Source organism: Bradyrhizobium monzae (assembly GCF_021458635.1).
Taxonomy (GTDB): Bacteria; Pseudomonadota; Alphaproteobacteria; order Rhizobiales; family Xanthobacteraceae; genus Bradyrhizobium.
Genome location: NZ_JAIRDQ010000011.1, coordinates 77,762 through 95,464 on the forward strand (window position 1 = coordinate 77,762; position 17,703 = coordinate 95,464).

General features: G+C 64.3%; 16 protein-coding genes. 6 read left to right on the top strand and 10 right to left on the bottom strand.

Going from position 1 to position 17,703, the window contains the following annotated elements; genetic code table 11:
• Nucleotides 1–58: 58 nt before the first annotated feature.
• Nucleotides 59–847: a DUF4167 domain-containing protein gene (locus K3F49_RS31145; protein WP_234684721.1), complete on the bottom strand. Its 789-nt coding sequence runs from the start codon at nucleotides 845–847 to the stop codon at nucleotides 59–61.
• Between the two features lie 461 nt (nucleotides 848–1,308).
• Nucleotides 1,309–2,205: a peptide chain release factor N(5)-glutamine methyltransferase gene (gene prmC, locus K3F49_RS31150; RefSeq protein WP_234684722.1), complete on the bottom strand. Its 897-nt coding sequence runs from the start codon at nucleotides 2,203–2,205 to the stop codon at nucleotides 1,309–1,311.
• A gap of 91 nt (nucleotides 2,206–2,296) precedes the next feature.
• Between prmC and K3F49_RS31155 the strand changes: the two genes are divergently transcribed.
• Nucleotides 2,297–2,737, top strand: coding sequence for an HIT family protein (locus K3F49_RS31155; protein WP_234684723.1), 441 nt, complete (start codon nucleotides 2,297–2,299; stop codon nucleotides 2,735–2,737).
• A gap of 64 nt (nucleotides 2,738–2,801) precedes the next feature.
• On the opposite strand, the gene K3F49_RS31160 is transcribed toward K3F49_RS31155, so the two are convergent.
• The 5 genes from K3F49_RS31160 to K3F49_RS31180 form a co-directional block, all read right to left on the bottom strand.
• Complete coding sequence (locus K3F49_RS31160; protein WP_234684724.1) at nucleotides 2,802–3,743, bottom strand: DUF5996 family protein; 942 nt, start codon at nucleotides 3,741–3,743, stop codon at nucleotides 2,802–2,804.
• 149 nt (nucleotides 3,744–3,892) lie between these two features.
• The gene (locus K3F49_RS31165) at nucleotides 3,893–4,591 is read right to left on the bottom strand and encodes an ABC transporter ATP-binding protein (protein ID WP_234684725.1); all 699 of its coding nucleotides are present in this window, start codon (nucleotides 4,589–4,591) and stop codon (nucleotides 3,893–3,895) included.
• Nucleotides 4,588–6,429, bottom strand: a complete 1,842-nt coding sequence (locus K3F49_RS31170; RefSeq protein ID WP_234684726.1) for a branched-chain amino acid ABC transporter ATP-binding protein/permease — start codon at nucleotides 6,427–6,429, stop codon at nucleotides 4,588–4,590. The genes K3F49_RS31165 and K3F49_RS31170 overlap by 4 nt, the downstream gene beginning before the upstream one ends.
• Before the next feature lie 11 nt (nucleotides 6,430–6,440).
• A complete protein-coding gene (locus K3F49_RS31175; protein ID WP_234684727.1) occupies nucleotides 6,441–7,316 on the bottom strand; it encodes a branched-chain amino acid ABC transporter permease in 876 nt (291 codons plus the stop codon).
• 99 nt (nucleotides 7,317–7,415) lie between these two features.
• On the bottom strand, nucleotides 7,416–8,750 hold the full coding sequence (locus K3F49_RS31180; RefSeq protein ID WP_234684728.1) for a substrate-binding protein: 1,335 nt from the start codon (nucleotides 8,748–8,750) through the stop codon (nucleotides 7,416–7,418).
• Nucleotides 8,751–9,159: 409 nt separating this feature from the next.
• Between K3F49_RS31180 and K3F49_RS31185 the strand changes: the two genes are divergently transcribed.
• Nucleotides 9,160–9,558, top strand: coding sequence for a hypothetical protein (locus K3F49_RS31185; protein WP_234684729.1), 399 nt, complete (start codon nucleotides 9,160–9,162; stop codon nucleotides 9,556–9,558).
• A 121-nt stretch (nucleotides 9,559–9,679) separates the two neighbouring features.
• Complete coding sequence (locus tag K3F49_RS31190) at nucleotides 9,680–10,156, top strand: MarR family winged helix-turn-helix transcriptional regulator (protein ID WP_234684730.1); 477 nt, start codon at nucleotides 9,680–9,682, stop codon at nucleotides 10,154–10,156.
• Nucleotides 10,157–10,170: 14 nt separating this feature from the next.
• Here K3F49_RS31190 and prfA read toward each other — a convergent pair whose 3' ends face one another.
• The 3 genes from prfA to K3F49_RS31205 form a co-directional block, all read right to left on the bottom strand.
• On the bottom strand, nucleotides 10,171–11,256 hold the full coding sequence (gene prfA, locus K3F49_RS31195) for a peptide chain release factor 1 (protein ID WP_234684731.1): 1,086 nt from the start codon (nucleotides 11,254–11,256) through the stop codon (nucleotides 10,171–10,173).
• A gap of 57 nt (nucleotides 11,257–11,313) precedes the next feature.
• Nucleotides 11,314–13,581 carry a phosphoenolpyruvate--protein phosphotransferase gene (gene ptsP, locus K3F49_RS31200; protein ID WP_234684732.1) on the bottom strand — a complete coding sequence of 756 codons (2,268 nt, stop codon included), beginning with the start codon at nucleotides 13,579–13,581 and terminating at the stop codon, nucleotides 11,314–11,316.
• Nucleotides 13,582–13,934: 353 nt separating this feature from the next.
• The gene (locus tag K3F49_RS31205) at nucleotides 13,935–15,191 is read right to left on the bottom strand and encodes an aspartate kinase (protein WP_234684733.1); all 1,257 of its coding nucleotides are present in this window, start codon (nucleotides 15,189–15,191) and stop codon (nucleotides 13,935–13,937) included.
• A 149-nt stretch (nucleotides 15,192–15,340) separates the two neighbouring features.
• On the opposite strand from K3F49_RS31205, the gene K3F49_RS31210 reads away from it, so the two are divergent.
• The 3 genes from K3F49_RS31210 to K3F49_RS31220 all read left to right on the top strand — a co-directional run bounded on the left by K3F49_RS31210 (nucleotide 15,341) and on the right by K3F49_RS31220 (nucleotide 17,697).
• Nucleotides 15,341–15,811 (top strand): PH domain-containing protein, encoded by a 471-nt coding sequence (locus K3F49_RS31210; RefSeq protein ID WP_234684734.1) that lies wholly within the window; start codon nucleotides 15,341–15,343, stop codon nucleotides 15,809–15,811.
• Nucleotides 15,812–15,825: 14 nt separating this feature from the next.
• Nucleotides 15,826–16,599: a bifunctional 2-polyprenyl-6-hydroxyphenol methylase/3-demethylubiquinol 3-O-methyltransferase UbiG gene (gene ubiG, locus K3F49_RS31215; protein WP_234684735.1), complete on the top strand. Its 774-nt coding sequence runs from the start codon at nucleotides 15,826–15,828 to the stop codon at nucleotides 16,597–16,599.
• Nucleotides 16,600–16,797: 198 nt separating this feature from the next.
• Nucleotides 16,798–17,697, top strand: coding sequence for an EamA family transporter (locus K3F49_RS31220; protein WP_234684736.1), 900 nt, complete (start codon nucleotides 16,798–16,800; stop codon nucleotides 17,695–17,697).
• Nucleotides 17,698–17,703: the final 6 nt, after the last annotated feature.

Consider the following 17,703-nt stretch of genomic DNA (forward strand, 5'->3'; position numbering starts at 1 on the left):
AATCGTCCCGGCGAGGCCGGGACGATCATGCATCGTAAATCCAGGATTTGGTTGCAGCTTACTCGCTGGGGGCGAGGTCGTCGCCGGAAGCGGCAGGCGCAGCCTCGCGCTCGGGGCGCGGGCCGTTATGCGGCCGGCGGCGCCGCCGCGGGAAACGCTCGCCACCGCCGCCATTGCCAGCTTCGAAGCCGCCCGGTGCGCCGTTCGTCTGCGGCTGCGCTCCGGTGATGAAGGACGGGAGGCGGTCGACATTGCCGGCATCGGCGATGACAGGCTGCGGCTGGTTCGGCGGTTGCGGCTGCTGATATTGCGGCTGCGGACGATGGTCGCGTTCGCGGTGCTCGCGTGGCTGCTGCTGGTCGCGAACATAGGGCTGCTGGTTATTGTCGCGCTGCTGGTAGTCGCGATTGTGATCGCGCTGGCCGTCACGCTGATAGGACTGTTGCTGCGGCGGAGGCTGCGGAACGAAGCCCGGCTCCTGGCCGAAGTTCGAGAAATTCTCGCCGTCGTCCTCGCCGTCGTCACCGCTGCTGGTGCTGATGGGCTCGTCGCCGCGCGGCTGCTGGTTCTGACGGAACTGTTCCTGCGCTGCCGCGATCAGGCGGAAATAATGCTCGGCATGCTGGTAGTAGTTTTCGGCGGCGACCGGATCGCCGGAGGAGCGCGCGTCGCGCGCAAGCTGAAGATATTTTTCGGCGATGTGCGAGGCCGTGCCGCGGATCTTGATGTCAGGGCCGTTCGATTCGTAGACCCGGGTCATCGGGTTCTGGCCGCGCCGGTTATTGTTGTTGTTATTATTGTTGTTGTTGCGGTTGCGCATCCGCTGCTTGTTCTGACCGTTTCTCATGTCCTGCCTTTAATTCCAGCCCTAAAGGTTGCACGCATTACTGATTGCTAGGAGTGACCTGATGACAGCGGTTCACATGCCTCACGCGCACCGCGCAAGAGCGGATTGAACCCTGCCGATGTTCGTCGACCGTCGCGTTCAACAAAGACGCGTTCCCCACCCGCCAGCATTCATTGCCAGCGAACCCATTCATATCGCCTGCCGAAACAAGCCCTGCTTTGTTGCGTAAGTCTTCAAGCGCAATATCAGGCTTTCGTTCACGTTGCGGTCGGAAAGCAGCGTACCTCAATGGGCTATCGCGCTTAACAGGACCTGCGGCTTGGAACCTTAAATCAGTGAAGCTCTCGCCTGAGAGCCCGGCTTTCGCCCGTAGGTCTACGGGGCCGACACCGATGTGCTGATCGGAAGGTAGTCGTTCCCAAGGGATATTCCAAGAGGTTTTTTAGAGCCCAATCCGGCTTTTATGGGGGCATTTTTCGGGCCGAGACGGCCCGCGGGATCCCCGCCAGGTCGGCCCTGGGCGGCCTGTCGATCGACAACGCGGCACTCGCCATCAAGGCCTGGATATCGCCGGCCTGGCCCTGTCCAGCTTCGACGATCAGCGCGCCGCCGGGCACGAGCCGCTCAGCCGCCTGCGGAATCAGGGCGCGATACGCGTCGTAGCCGTCATTCCCGCCGTCGAGCGCCAGATGCGGATCGTGCTCGCGCACCTCGATGCTCAGTTTCGGAATTTCCCCGGCGGGAATATAGGGCGGGTTCGACACGATCAGATCGAACGGGCCGCGAAGAGCCGACGCGTAGGAGCAGGCAGCGAATGCCGCGCGGTCGGCGAGGCCGAGGGCGGCGGCATTGCCTTTTGCCGTGCCGAGTGCGGTGAGGCTCAGATCGGTGCCGACACCGAATGCCTCGGGAATCTCGTGCAGCAGCGCGAGCAGGATCGCGCCGGATCCGGTCCCGATGTCGGCGATACGCGGGCGCCGTCCTGCGCCAGCGCGTTCGCGAAAAATTTCGAGCGCCAGCTCCACCACGGTCTCGGTGTCCGGTCGCGGCACCAGCGTCGCCTCGGAGAGGCGAAACGGCAAGCCCCAGAATTCCCGCACACCGAGAATGCGGGCAACCGGTTCGTGCGCGAGCCTTCGTTGCGCATATCCCTCGAGCCGCTCCGCCTCCTCGGGCAACAGGTATCGTGCCGCCTGCGTGATCAGGCCGGTCAGATCGAGCCCCAGCGCGGCACCGACGAGCAGGCGCGCATCGAGAGATGGCTCCTCGATGCCGGCCGATTGCAGCCGCGCCGTGAGCGCACGCCGCGCACCCTCGATGTTGTGTCCCGATTCGAAACCTGTCGCCAATGGAACCATCCTGCCTAGCATCGTGGATAGATCGGCGACCTTGCTTGCGTCAACGGAAAGGAGCGCGTTTGATCGCGCCGCGCAGCGAAGGAGGGCATCCATGACGGCCTATGACGATCAGAACGTCTTCGCAAAGATCCTGCGCGGCGAGATTCCTTGCTTCGAGGTGTTCAGAGACGACCGCAGCTTCGCCTTCCTGGACATCATGCCGCGCTCGCCGGGCCACACGCTGGTGATTCCGAGGGCGCCGGCGCGCGGCATTCTCGACATTGCGGATGACGATCTCGCCGCGGTTGCCCAAACTGCCAAGCGGATCGCGGTCGCGGCGATGAAAGCGTTCGACGCGGAAGGGATTATCCTGCAGCAGTTCAGCGAACCGGCCAGCGGGCAGGTGGTCTTTCACCTGCACATGCACGTCATGCCGGTCAGGGCCGGAGTCGAGCTGCTGCCGGCACAGACTCGCAAGGAAGACATGGCCGTGCTCGCCGATCATGCCAAGCGGATGATCGCGGCGCTTGGGAGCCGATTGGCGGCTGACTAGACAATCGACGGCTGTCGCCTCGCTCCAGCCAAACTACGAGTCGGCGTCTTTCCTCGAACCTTCATCATTTCTTGTTCAGGGGACGGGGGCGAAGGGGAGAGCCAATCGGACATTCGAGCGCGGCACGATCCCAGCGTCCGGCATCGGCTGCCGCTCGATAGGTGCTTTGCAGAAACGACATGAGGGTCGTCTCCGGCTCGCTGGATCTTCGCACAATGTCGTAGGGCAGGAGATATTCGCCGAGCTTTTGATCGAAGTATGCGCCCGCCGGCATGACCTGTCCGTCAGCAAAGCCATTCGGGGCGGGATAGGCATAGGAGTAGAAAGCCGCAAAGTCTGTACCACCTCCGCCCGGCCAAAAGCCGGCGGACGAGACCTCATCGCTGTAGGCCTCGCGGGTCACGACGTCCGGCAAACCTGGGATGCCGCCCGGGTGGAGCGGAGCGGGACGCCCGGAGAAACGCGTTACCGCGAGATCGAAGCTGCCCCAGAAGAGATGGACTGGACTGACCTTCCCGGTGAACCCCGTCCGAAACCGATAAAACACTCCGTTGATCGCGACGAGGGCGCGGAAGAACCGCGTCACGGCGTCTGCGTCATAAGGCCTGATCTGGCGGTCCTCCCTGAACGGGATGGGATCCGGGACTTCGCTGGGCCGACCATCGAATTCTGGTGTTCCACCGAGGCGTCCGACCAAATCACAGAACCGGGTGTGAAACTCGGCGACGGACGTTCGCCCGAGCGGCATTTCAGCCCTGCGCCCATCAGCGGCCTCTCCGATCAGGACATGACGGGAGAGATCGAAGACGATCTCGATACCTGACGCGTCGGGAATCAACGAAGTCGTGAATCCGCGTGCATTCACGTAGAAGGTCGCGTGCCACGAATGGTTGACCCACGACGTTCTCGCGAGCCGATACTTGCCGACAATCTGGCAATACAAATGAAGCGCCGAGCAGGTTTCGCGCCATGCCTCGAAGGGAATCTCCGGCCAGACCACGCTCATAGCGTTTCCTCCCTTATGCTCAGCTTGGGCAAGATCTCCCATCAGCTAAAGGCGACACTATGTCCGCCTTGGGCAGAAGGCGACATTTCGGGGGGCGCGTGTCCGCTTTACCCTCGAATGCAGATATCCTGGATTTATGGGCACGCGCCCTAGACGCCAAGGTATCGCTGCAACAATTCCGGCTGGGCCTTGAGCTCCTGCGCCGGGCCTTCGTGGACGATGTGGCCGTTGTTGATGATGTAGATCCGCGTCGCCAGCGCCAGTGTTGCCGCCAGGTTCTGCTCGACCAGCACGATGGTCTGGCCGGCCGCCACGAGCTCGCGGCAGGCCTTGACGAGATCGTGGACGATGACAGGCGCCAATCCTTCAAACGGCTCATCCAGCAGCACGATCTTGGGATCGCGCACCAGGGCGCGTGCGATCGCGAGCATCTGTTGCTCGCCGCCGGAGAGCTCGGTGCCGCGATTGCTGCGCCGCTCCTTCAGCCGCGGGAACATCTCGTAGACACGACCGAGCGGCCAGCGTTTTGGCGCGGTGATCCCGGCGAGAACGATGTTCTCCTCCACCGACAGGCTGCCGAAGATGCGTCGCTCCTCATGCACGAGCTGCATGCCCGCCTGGGCGATCTTGTGGCTCCTGCGGCCGGCGATATCGACGCCGTCGAACTTCACGCTGCCGCTGCGCGGCGTCACTACGCCCATCAGGCTTTTCAGCGTGGTGCTCTTGCCGGCGCCGTTACGGCCGAGCAGCGCCACCACCTCGTGACGTTCGACGTGCATGGCGACGTCGAACAGGATGTGGGAATCCCCGTAATGGCTGTTCAGGCCTTTGACCTCGATCAGGCTCATGCGGCGATCTCTCCGTGCACGCCGCCGAGATAGGCTTCCTGCACCGCGGCGTTGGTCTTGATTTCCTCAGGCGTACCGGAGACCAGCACGCGGCCCTCCTGCAGCACCGTCACGCGCTCGACCAGCTCGAACAGCGAATCCATGTCATGGTCGATGATGATCATGGTGCGGCCGCGCGCGATCGATTTGAGCAGCTTGACGGTCTCGACCCGCTCGCGCGGGCTCATGCCCGCAAGCGGTTCGTCGAGCAGCAGCAGGCGCGGCGACGTCGCGAGCGCGAGCCCGATCTCCAGCCTGCGCTTCTCGCCATAGGCGAGCTCGGACACCGGCGTGTCGGCGCGGCGGGTCAGGTTGACCAAAGCGAGCGTGTGCTCGACCTGCTCCGTCAGGCCCTTCACGCCGGCGAGCGAGCGGAACAGGTCGAGCCGGAATTTTCCGCGCAGCTCCGCGAGGGCGGCGATCGTCAGGTTCTGCCGCACCGTCAGCCCGGTGAAGAGCTGGTTGACCTGATAGCTCTTGGTGAGCCCGAGTTGGCAGACTTCGGTGACCTTCAGTCCTGTGATGTCGCGCCCCTCGAACATGATCTGGCCTGAAGTCGGCGCGACTTCGCAGGTCAGCATCTTGAAGAAGGTCGATTTGCCGGCGCCGTTGGGGCCGATGATGCCGCGCAGCTCGCCATGATCGACGCTGAAGTCGATGTCGCTGTTGGCGACGAGGCCGCCATAACGCTTGGTGAGACCGGTGGCTTTCAGGATTGGACCGGAATAGACGGGATGCTCGACCTCCTTGGCGTGCATCGGTGCAGGCGGAGCTTGCCGTGGCATCTCGACCTCAGCCTGCTCCGTTTCCGCGGCCTTCCGGGGTCGCTTGCCGGACATGAGGCCATAGAGATCGACGAGGCCGCCGACGATCCCGCCGCGCAGGAAGCAGACCAGCAGCACGAACACCACGCCGAGCACGAGCTTCCAGGCGGCGCCGAGGCCAAGTGCGGACTGGAGGAAATCCTGCAGGAAGAGCCAGACGGTGGCGCCGACCAGCGGCCCGAACAGCGTGCCCCTTCCGCCAATGGCGGTCTGCATTACGAGCTGGCCCGAGGTGTCGAAGGTGAAGGCGTCCGGCGGCATGAAAGCCTGGAGCACCCCGAGCAGGCCGCCGGCGAAGCCCGCGTAAGCGGCGGCGATCACGAAGGCGGTCAGCTTGTAGCCGTGGATGTTGTGGCCGACCGCGGTGGCGCGCAGCGGATTGTCCCGGATCGCGCTCAGAATCGCGCCGACCGGCGAGCGCACGATCCTGAGCGCGATGATGACGCCGATGAAATAGCACAGTGCGATGAACTGATAGAGCGACCAGCCATTGGTGAAGTGGATGGTGGTGAAGCCGAGATTGAAGCTCGGGGTCGGCACGCCCGGCAGGCCGTTCTCGCCACCGGTGAAATCGGAGAGTGGATTGAACTCGACGAAGAAGAACACTTCCGCGATCGCCACCGTGATCATGGCGAAATAGATGCCGGTGCGGCGCAGTGCGATCAGGCCGATCAGATAGCCGGTCGCCGCAGCCGCGATCATGCCGATGATCAGCGCGCCCAGCACGTTGCTGAAGCCGGCGCGGGTCAGGAGGTAGGCGGCGACGAAGCCGCCGGTGCCGTAGAAGGCGGACTGGCCGAACGACAGCAGGCCGGTGAAGCCGAACAGGATGTCGAAGCCGAGGCCGAACAGGCCCCAGACCAGGATCCGGTTCACCGTGTTCGGCGCAAAGCCGAGATGGGGCAGCACGAAGGGAGCCACGATCAGGCCGATGGCCGTCAGTGTCTCGATCAAGAGCGGGCGTTGCTTGAGCATCAGCGGATCACTTATTCGCGGCCCTGGACGCCGAGCAGGCCATGCGGTCGCACCACGAGCACGAGCGTCATCGCCGCAAACAGCATCACATAGGCGTAGCCTGGGTTGAACATGGAGGTGACGCTGATGATCTCGCCGGCGATCAGGCCGCCGAGGATCGCGCCGGGGAACGAGCCGACGCCGCCAATCACCACCACTACGAAGGTCTGAACCAGGATGTCGTCGCCGATCCCCGGTGTCAGCGACACCACCGGCGCGTTGACGATGCCGGCAAAGCCGGCGGCCATGGCGCCGATGCCGAACACGACCATGAAGACGCGGTAGACGTTGATGCCGAGCGAATCGACCATCACCGAATCCTCGATGCCGGCGCGCACGATCATGCCGAGCCGGGTCCGGTAGAGGATGATGAACAGCGCGCCCAGCGCGATCGCGACGATGCCGACCACGGCGAGGCGGTAGGTCGGATAGAACATGAAGCCGAGATTGGTGATGCCCTGGAAAAGCGCCGGTGGCGGCACCAGCTGAGACTGGCTCGAAAAGATCAGGCGCACGAGCTCGACGAAGCAGATGCCGAGGCCGAAGGTCACCAGCAGCTGATCCTCGTGCGGGCGATGATAGAAATGGCGGATGATGACGCGTTCCATCACGACGCCGAGCAGCATCACGAACAGCGAGCCCCCGATCACGGCGAGGATAAACGATTCCGTGTACTGGTAGGTGACGAAACCGGCATAGCCGCCGATCATGAACATCGCGCCATGCGCGAGGTTGAGCACGCCGAGCGTGCCGTAGATGATGGTCAGGCCGGAGCTGATCAGCGCAAGCAGGGCGCCGAGCGCGAGCCCGTTGAAAAGCTGCGAAACGAGATTGGGCCAACTAATCATGCGGCGATCGCTGTTGTGACGCGCGGCGGTGCGTCGTCAAAAAAGGTGACGCCGCAGGTCCAGAGTAAGGCCCACGGCGTCACAGGGGTTAGCGCGGGATCAGGTGTAGTCGCCGAGATGGCAGCCGAAGGCGTCCGGCTTCTGCATCAGGCCTTCACCCGGTACGATCTCGACGACGTCGTACCAGTCTTCCTTGTTCTTCATGTCCTTCTGCTGCTTGCCCTTGACGATGATCACCGGGCGAATGCACTGGTGATCCTCGGGGCGGTAATGCACGTCGCCGACGAGGGAGGGGATCGTCTCGCCCTTCTCATAGGCCTTGATCACGTCGGGCGGATTGAAGCTGCCGGCCTGCTCGCACATGTGGGCCCAGTGCGCGAAGCTGACATAGGCGTTCTCGGCGCCCCATTCCGGCTTGTAGCCGTACTTCTTCTCGAAGGCCTCGTTGAACATCTTGGCCAGCGGGAACTTATCCTCGATCGTCCACCAATAGTCGGTGGCGGCATAGACGCCCTGCATCAGGCCGCCGGTCTCGCGTGCGATGAACGGCACCTGGTAGGGGACCACCAGCTTCATCTTGTCGAGCACGCCGAACTGCTTGGCCTGCTGTGTCGAGAGCACGGCGTCGTGGCCCCAGTTGACGTTGATGAGCACGTCGGCGCCGGAGTTCGCGACGTTCAGCAGGTACGAGGAATAGTCCGGGGCGCCGAGCGGGGCGACCTGGTTGGTCACGGTGGTCCAGCCGGCGGTCGCGAGGAAATCCTGCATCGACTTGGTGACGGTGTGGCCGTAGGTGTAATCCGGCGTGAGATACGCGGCCTTCTTGCCCTTGCCGAACTCCCGCACCATCACCGGGCCGATCGCCGCGGCCGCGGTCTGGCCGAAGAAGTTTTGACGCACGCCGTAGCGCACGCAGTCCTTGCCGGTGGTGTCGTTCGAGCCGGAGATGCCGCACACGAACAGCACGTGCTCGCGCTGGGCGAGCTTGTTCAGCGCGACCGCAACGGCGCTCGACGTGCCGCCGGTGATCATGATCGCCTTGTTCTCGCTGATGAAGCGCTGCTGCGCCTGCACCGCCTCGTTCGGCTTGGCGGCCGAATCGGCGACGCCGAACTTCAGCTCCTTGCCGAGCACGCCCTTGCTGGTCTTGGGCGAGATCTTCTTGATCAGCTCGTGGCCTTCATTGATGTGCTCGATCGCGAGCTGGTAGCCCTTGAGCTCGTCCTCGCCCTGCACGGCATAGGTTCCGGTGCGCGGCACCGAGATGCCGATGAAGGCGGTGGAACCCGACACGCCCGCGGGATAGGAGCCGATCGCCGGCTTGTCCTCGGCAAACGCCGGCATCGCCGGCAGCATCGAGCCGCCAACGAGGCCCGCCGTGGTCTGGAGCAAGCCACGGCGCGAAAGGCCGCGGCGGATGAGATCGTCAGTCATGGTCGTTTCCTCCGAACATCGTTCTTGTTTGCAGGCAAACACGACTTGTCCGGCGGCGGCCGGCCTCACAGGCCTGCCCGCGCCGGGCACGTCACATCCGCGTGTAGCTCTTAGGCGCAAGCATTGCTTGTGAACGCCGTCTGTCAAATTCGCCTTTGGTCGAACGACGAAAATTATGTCGTGAAAACATATCGGATAACGATATATATTAGTCTTTGTGACTATGAGGCTGACGGGTTCGGCGAGAGAAATGGCGCGGCAGACGACAGTGGCAGGTGTCCGGAAGCGACGATCCTGGCCGCAGGAGGCGGAGCGGCCTGAGGCGGCGTGGCCTGCGGAGGGCCCTCGGCCGACCAGCGAGCGGGGACCGGCTATCGGCTCCGCTCAGGCGAAGCGCGCGCCTGCGCCGATGAAGAGACTGAGCGTACGGGCCCAGAACGTCCTGAAGGAGCTCGCGGTCGAGCTCACCGGCGAGCAGCCGCCGAAGGGAAATTGGTCGCCGTCGCGCGAGCTGCTGCGCGCGTTGACGGCCGAGCGCCTCACGACCGCGCGCAATTGCGGTCCGCATACGATGCGGGAGATCGTCGACTGGGCGCAGGGCTGTGGCGTGACCATCAAGCCGGCGCTCCCGCCGGGTGGCTCGCTGTCGCAGATGTGGGCGGAGCTGATTGCCAACGCATCGGCCGGCGCCTTGACCAGTGCGGAGATCGCCGGCGCACTGCAGCGCTCGATCCGGCGGAAGAGCGTCCGCATCCCGATCGCGTTTCAGGTCATCCTGGTGAAAATCCTGCTGTCCAGCTTCGAATAGGCGGCCCGCGAGGCTGCCGATATGTGTGCATCCCGGCGCCCGCCGATTGGTTCCACCGCGCCTTCCTTGCTAGTCTCGGCAACGCCCGCATCATCGGCGGGCGCGATGTCGAAGGCAGGGAATGGCTGACTCAAAGCGGAAGACAGGACGCGCGGCGTCCGCGGTGCCCCCGAAGGGCGGCGCGATGCGCGAGGCCGACTATGCCGCGCTGGCCCAATTCCGCTATCAGATTCGGAGCTTCCTGGCGTTCAGCGAGGCCGCCGCGCAAGATCAGGGATTGACGCCGCAGCAACATCAGGCGTTGCTCGGGATCAAGGGTTTTGTTCATCCGCAGCTTGCGACGGTCGGCGATATCGCGCGATTTCTCCTGATTCGGCATCACTCCGCCGTCGAGCTGCTCAATCGCATGGCCAAGGTCGGACTGATCAGCAAGGTTGCCGACCCCGAGGATGCCAGGCGCGTGCATCTCAAGCTGACGGGGAAAGGCGAGCAAAAGCTGCGGGCGCTCTCGCGGAAGAATCTCGAGGAGCTCCGTCGTGCTGCGAGCCCGGCCTTGAGCCGGCTGCTGAAATCGTTCCGGCAAGCCGGCGGGGCCTGAACGACATGGTCTCGTTACGCCGCCGCGCCCTGTGCGGCGAGCTGTGCGGCCTGATGCTCGGTGGTCAGTGCATCGGTCAATTCGCCGAGCGCTTCGCCGGCGATCACCTGCGGCAGCTTGTAGAGCGTCAGATTGATGCGGTGGTCGGTGACGCGTCCTTGCGGGAAATTATAGGTCCGGATGCGCTCGCTGCGGTCGCCGGAGCCGACCTTCTCCTTGCGCTCGGCCGAACGCGCGGCGTCGACGCGCTGCCGCTCGGCGTCGTAGATGCGCGAGCGCAGGATGTTCATCGCAGAGGCGCGGTTCTTATGCTGCGAGCGGCTGTCCTGCATCATCACCACGATGCCGGTCGGGATGTGGGTGATGCGGATCGCCGATTCCGTCTTGTTGACGTGCTGGCCGCCGGCGCCCTGCGCGCGCATGGTCTCGATGCGCAGATCGTCGTTCTTGATCTCGACGTCGACATCCTCGACTTCGGGCAGTACGGCGACGGTTGCCGCCGAAGTATGGATACGCCCCTGCGTCTCGGTGTCGGGCACGCGCTGCACGCGGTGCACGCCGGACTCGAACTTCAGCTTGGAGAACGCGCCGCGGCCCTGCACCTCCGCGATGATTTCCTTGAAGCCGCCGACGGTGCCTTCGCTCGCCGAGATTACCTCGACCTTCCAGCCCTGCAACGCGGCAAAGCGCTCGTACATCCGGAACAGGTCGCCGGCGAACAGCGAGGCCTCGTCGCCGCCGGTGCCGGCGCGGATTTCCAGCACGACGTTGCGGTCGTCCATGGCGTCCTTGGGCAGCAGCGCGACGCGGATTTTCTGGACCAGATCCTCGATCTTCGGATTGAGCTCGTCGCGCTCGGCTTCCGCCATGCTGCGCATCTCGGCATCGGTCGCAGGATCGGCGATCAGCGCCTCGGTGTCGGCGAGTTCTTTCACGGCAGCACGATAAGTCTTCACCGCCTCGATCCGCGGGGTGATCTCGGCGAGCTCGCGCGTGACCTGCACATAGCGCTCGGAGGAGAGCTGTCCGAGCGATTCGGCCTCGAGAGAGGCATGATGTGCAAGGAGCACGTCCAGTTTGGCTTCGGGGAGTGACGACATCGGTTTGGTCTCAAAAGGCGGAGGGAGGCGAGGCGGCGAAGACGGGCGGCAGGCCCGCTACAACGCCAGGCCCTCGGCCTCGGCAAATTCCGTCAGCTTCTGCCGGATCGAGACGCTGCCGGTCGGCGCATCCAGCAGGGGGCCGAGCATCGCTTCGGCCTTCTTGGCGTCGAGGTCGATCACCATCGCCTTGACCGGCCCGAGCGCGGTCGCCGACAGCGACAGCGAGCGGTAGCCCATCGCGATCAGCGCCAGCGCGCCGATCGGCTTCGAGGCCATCTCCCCGCAGAGCGACAGCGACTTCTGCGCGTCCTGCGACTTGCGCGCGATGTCGCGCAGCGCGCGCAGGATCGGCGTCGACATGGTGTCGAAGCGCTCGGAGACCTTGGCATTGCCGCGATCGACCGCGAACAGGAACTGGAACAGATCGTTGGAGCCGACCGAGATGAAGTCGACCTTCTTCAGGAGCTCGTCCATCTGGTAGAGCAGCGCCGGCACCTCGACCATGGTGCCGATGTCGATGCGCTCCGGCAGCGTGTGGCCGTGCTGGCGCAGATAAGTCAGCTCGCGCTCGACCAGCGCTTTCGCGGAATCGAACTCGGCGACCTCCGAGATCATCGGGAACATGATGCGGAGCGCGCGGCCGCCGCCGGCGCGCAGCAGCGCGCGGATCTGGCCGCGCAACAGGCCGGGACGGTCGAGCCCGAGCCGGATCGCGCGCCAGCCGAGCGCGGGATTCTCCTCGATCACGGTCTCCATATAGGGCAGCGCCTTGTCGCCGCCGATGTCGAGGGTGCGGAAGGTGACGGGCTTCTGGCCCGCGGCATCCAGTACGGCACGATAGAGCGCGAGCTGGTCGCTGGTGCGCGGCAGGCTCTGGCCGACCATGAACTGCAATTCGGTGCGGAACAGGCCGATGCCGGCGCTGCCGGTGTCCTCGATATGCGGCAGGTCGATGGCAAGGCCAGCATTGATCAGGAGCTCGACCTTCTGGCCGTCCTTGGTGACGCAGGGGCGGTCACGCAGCGCCAGATATTGCGCCTGGCGACGGGCGCGGAAGCGCACGCGCTCGGCATAGGCGGCCTCGACTTCCTGCGAGGGCCGCACATAGATCGCGCCCGAGGTGCCGTCGACGATGATGGCGTCGCCGGGGTCGGCGATGCCGGGCGCGTTCGGGACCTCGCCGACGGCGGGAATGCCGAGCGCGCGCGCCACGATCGAGACGTGGGAGTTGGCGGTGCCTTCCTCGAGCACGATGCCGCGCAGGCGCTTGCGGTCATAGTCGAGCAGCGCCGCCGGTCCCATCGCGCGCGCGATGACGATGGCATTGTCGGGCATCTGCTCGCGCGAGGGCGCATGGTCCTGGCCGACCAGCTGCCGCATCAGGCGATAGCCGAGATCCTCGAGATCGTGCAGCCGGTCGCGCAAATAAGGATCGGTCACGCGCAGCATGCGGGCGCGGGTGTCGGACTGGACGCGTTCGACCGCGGCTTCCGCCGTGAGGCCGGTGGCGACCGCCTCGTGCAGCTTGTGCGACCAGCCCTGGTCGTTGGCGAACATGCGGTAGGCTTCGAGCACGTCGCGGTGCTCGCCGCCCTCGGCGACGTCGCCACGCTCGAGCATCCGATCGAGATCCGAGCGCAGCTTGGCGAGCGCGGTGTCGAGCCGCTTGATCTCCTTCGGCAGATCCTCGGCGATGTAGTCCTTGATGACGACGCGCGGCTCGTGCAGCACGACATGACCGAGCGCAATACCTTCTGACAGGATCGCGCCGGCCTTTTGCGTCGAATGGCGCGCGGCCGGCTCGGCGCCGGGCTGGGCGAGGGCGGACAATTCGCCCGACGCGATCAGCTCCGCCAGCACCATGGCCGTGGTCTGCAGCGCCTCGAGCTCTTCCTCGATATAGGTGCGCTTGGCGCGGTTCTGCACCACCAGCACGCCGAGCGTATTACCGGCGCGCAGGATCGGCACGCCGAGGAAGGAGTGGTAGATTTCTTCGCCGGTCTCGGGGCGGAACGAAAAGGCCGGATGGCTCTGGGCGTCGTTCAAATTGAGCGGCGTCGCCTCGCTGGCGACGAGGCCGACCAGGCCCTCATGGGCGCTCAGCACGGTATGGTGCACAGCCTCGCGGTTGAGGCCTTCGGTGGCGTAGAGCTCGAGGGTGTTGTCGATGCGCAGCACATAGACCGAGCAGACCTCGGCCACCATGTTGGCGGCGATCAGCACCACGATCTTGTCCAGCCGCTCCTGGGCCGAGACCTGCTCCGCCATGGTTTCGCGGAGCCGTCTCAACAAGACGCGGGGACCTCCCGACGCGCTCCGCATGAACCGTCAATCTCCTCCGTCTGCCCGACCCGGCGATAATGGCCGGCGGCTGGCCTAAAATTCCAGAAAAACAATCAAATTGTCTGTCCGGCCCAGGCGCAAACAACCGCTTGCACCGAATCAGCAGCCCGAACTGGGACACAGTCTGCGGCAGCCCACCCTGTTCGCCGTATAGCGAATTGGGGCTTGTTTTGCCAAGCAAAACGCCTGCCAAACGCGAAGGTGTCTACACCTTCGCGTTTGCTGCGACCGCTAAGAGAAAATTAGTCTAAGCATGGTCCGGAAAAGTGCGAAGCGGTTTTCCGGAAAGACCATGCTCGAACAGCAATCGAAAGCGCGACGACAGTCGCGCTTTAGGCCTGATCGAGGCCGTAGAGCGTGTGCAGCGTGCGCACCGCAAGCTCGGTGTAGGCAGTGTCGATCAGAACCGAGAACTTGATCTCGGAGGTTGTAATGGCCCGGATGTTGATATTCCGTCCGGCGAGGGCCGAAAACGCCTGGGCGGCGACGCCGGCATGGCTGCGCATGCCGCTGCCGATCACCGAGATCTTGGCGACATCGGTCGCGGTATCCAGCCTCTTATAGCCGATCGTGGCCTTGGCGGCGGTAATCGTGTCCTTGGCGCGGTTGTAGTCGGCGGCCGGCACCGTGAAGGTGAGGTCGGTGGTCTTGCCGTCCTCAGACACGTTCTGAACGATCATGTCGACGTTGATATTGGCATCCGCGAGCGGGCCGAAGATCGACGCCGCCACGCCGGGCTTGTCCTCGATCTGGCGCACCGAGATCTGGGCCTCGTCCTTCGAAAAGGCGATGCCGGTGACGACGTGGCTTTCCATGATCTCCTCCTCGCTGCAGATCAGCGTGCCGGGCGGCTGGTTGGCATGCGGGTCGATATCCTCGGGCTTGTCAAAACTTGAACGGACGAAGATCGGCATGTTGTGGACCATGCCGAGTTCCACCGAGCGCACCTGGAGCACTTTCGCGCCCTGGGAGGCCAGTTCCAGCATGTCTTCGAACGCGATCTTGTCGAGCCTCTTGGCCTTCGGCACGATTCGCGGGTCGGTGGTGTAGACGCCGTCGACGTCGGTGTAGATGTCGCAGCGGTCGGCCTTGACGGCGGCCGCGATCGCCACGGCCGAGGTGTCGGATCCGCCGCGGCCGAGCGTGGTGATGCGGTTGGTCTTGGGATCGATGCCCTGGAAGCCGGCGATGACCGCGACCTCCTTGCGATCCTTGAAACGGGTGATGATCTCGCTGCCGTCGATGTCCTCGATCCGGGCCGAGGCATGGGCGTCGCTGGTCTTGATCGGGATCTGCCAGCCCTGCCAGGAGCGGGCCTGGATACCCATGCCCTGAAGCACGATGGCCAGCAGGCCCGAGGTCACCTGTTCGCCGGAGGCGACGACGGCGTCGTATTCGCGCGCGTCGTGCATCGGCGAGGCCTCGGTGCACCAGGCCACCAGCTCGTTGGTCTTGCCCGACATCGCCGAGACGACCACGGCCACTTCATGGCCGGCGTCGACCTCACGTTTCACATGGCGTGCGACGTTGCGGATACGTTCGATGTTGGCGACGGACGTGCCGCCGAATTTCATCACGAGGCGGCTCATGACGACGCGTGCATTCCTTCATAAGGATCAGTATGGTGACCCGCGCTGGACGGGTGCCTGCGGACACCGACCGCGCGTATACATAGCGGCGGGGCCGGGGGCAAGCGGGTTCCTGCGGGGCCAATCCGGGCAATGGGTTAATCGAGGTTATGGCGCGCTATATTGACGAAATCCTGCAGCCCGGCGAGCGGGTGCTGTATTCGACCAATGCGCACTGGATCTTTTATGTCCCGGCTATTCTCGCCTGGATCGTGGCCTTGGCCCTGTTCGTGGCCTCCCGCCAGATGATCGATATTTATAGCGTGATGATCCTCTGCCTGTTCGGCTCCGGCCTGGTGGCGCTGGCCGCCCTGTTCTGGACCCTGAAGGGCTGGTTCCATCGCTTCACGACCGAGACCGATGTCACCAACCTCAGGGTTGTGCATAAGACCGGCTTCATCAAGCGTCGCACCTTTGAAATGGCGCTGGACAAGGTCGAAAGTGTCGATGTCAACCAGTCGATTCTCGGACGTATTCTCAACTACGGCGACGTGACCATTAACGGCGTCGGCGAAGGTCGCGAAACCATCCGCACGATCGCCTCGCCACTGGCCTTCCGTAGTTCGATCACCACGCGGTAGGACCGCGCCTAACCATGAGCATGCAGCAAGATACTTCCGCAACCGCAAGCCTCCCGCCGGGCTCGACCGTCGACGCCGCCGAGATCGCGAAATTCTCAAAACTCTCGGCCGAGTGGTGGGACCCCAAGGGCAAGATGGCGCCGCTGCACCGGATCAATCCGCTGCGGCTCGGCTATATCCGCGACGCCGCCTGCCGCAAGTTCGAGCGCAATGTGCGCAGCCTCAATTGCCTCGGCGGCCTGCGCGTGCTCGACATCGGCTGCGGCGCCGGCCTGCTGTGCGAGCCGTTGTCGCGGCTGGGCGCACAGGTCATCGGCGTCGATCCCTCGGCCAGCAACATCGCCGCGGCGAAACTGCATGCCGACAAGAGCCATCTGTCGATCGACTACCGCTGCACCACGGTGGAGGAGATCGACCCGCGCGAGCGTTTCGACATCGTGCTGGCGATGGAAGTGGTCGAGCACGTCGTCGATGTCGGCGTCTTCCTGAAGCGCTGCGCCGCGATGCTGAAGCCGAACGGCCTGATGGTCGTGTCCACCCTCAACCGCAATTGGAAGAGCTTTGCGCTTGCCATCGTCGGCGCCGAATACGTCCTGCGCTGGCTTCCGCGCGGCACCCATGAATGGAATAAGTTCGTCACCCCCGACGAGCTGACCAAACACCTCCTCGACAACCGCCTCGTCATCACCGAGCAGACCGGCGTCGTCTACTCCCCCTTCGCCGACAAATGGACCCTCTCGTCGGACATGGACGTGAACTACATGGTCGTGGCGGAAGGGACGGTGTAAGGAGGTTGTGAGTTGCTCGCGAGAGGCTCGCTGTATCAGCAAAATCGGGTCGTCCTGGACCTGCGCTTCGCTTGTCCAGGACGACGGCGGAGTTTGTAGCGGGAGCATCGCTCCCATGACATGAGTGTGATTGACCTGTTGCCACGCCGTCGGCAGGTTGCATCAACATTCCCCGTAGTAGCCTCCAGCCCCCACCCCATGTTCACCGTCACCAGCCTCTGGATTCCCTTCACCGTCGTTGCTGCGCTCGGCCAGGTCGCGCGCAATGCGATGCAGCGATCGCTGACGAAGCCGCTGGGGACCTGGGGCGCGACCAATATCCGCTTTCTGTTCGGCTTCCCGTTCTCGCTGCTGTTTTTGGGGGTGGTGCTGGTTGCGACCGGCGATCACATCGGCATGCCGCCGACCGTGTTCTGGCCGTGGCTGCTGCTGGGAGCGCTCAGCCAGATCGTTGCGACCGGCCTGATGCTGCTCGCGATGAACGACCGCTCCTTCGTGGTGACGACGGCCTATCTCAAGACCGAGGCGATCCAGACTGCGATCTTCGGCTTCGTCTTCCTTGGCGACCACCTGACATGGCTGAAGGTGCTGGCGATCGTGATCGCGACCGTCGGCGTCGTCATCACCGCGCTGCGGCCCGGCGGCGAGAAGAGCTTTGCCGAGCTGAAACCGACCATCACCGGCCTCGTCGCCGCGGCGGCATTCGCGCTCTCGGCGGTCGGCTTCCGCGGTGCGATCATCAACGTTCCCGGCGTCTCCTTCGTGACCGCGGCCTCGTTCACGCTGGTGCTCGGCCTGTTCGTGCAGACGCTGATCCTGACGATCTATCTGCTCTGGCGGGCGCCAAAAGTCCTTCAGTCGATCCTGGGGCTATGGCGGCCGTCGTTGCTCGCGGGCTTCATGGGCGCCTTCGCCTCGCAGTTCTGGTTCCTTGCCTTCGCGCTGACGGCGGCCGCCAACGTCCGCACCCTCGCGCTGATCGAGGTGCTGTTCGCGCAAGGGGTGGCGTATTACTCGTTCAAGCAGCCAATCGCGTCGCGCGAGATTTTTGGGATCGCGCTGATCGTGGTGGGCGTGGCGCTGCTGGTGGCATTCTGACGCGCT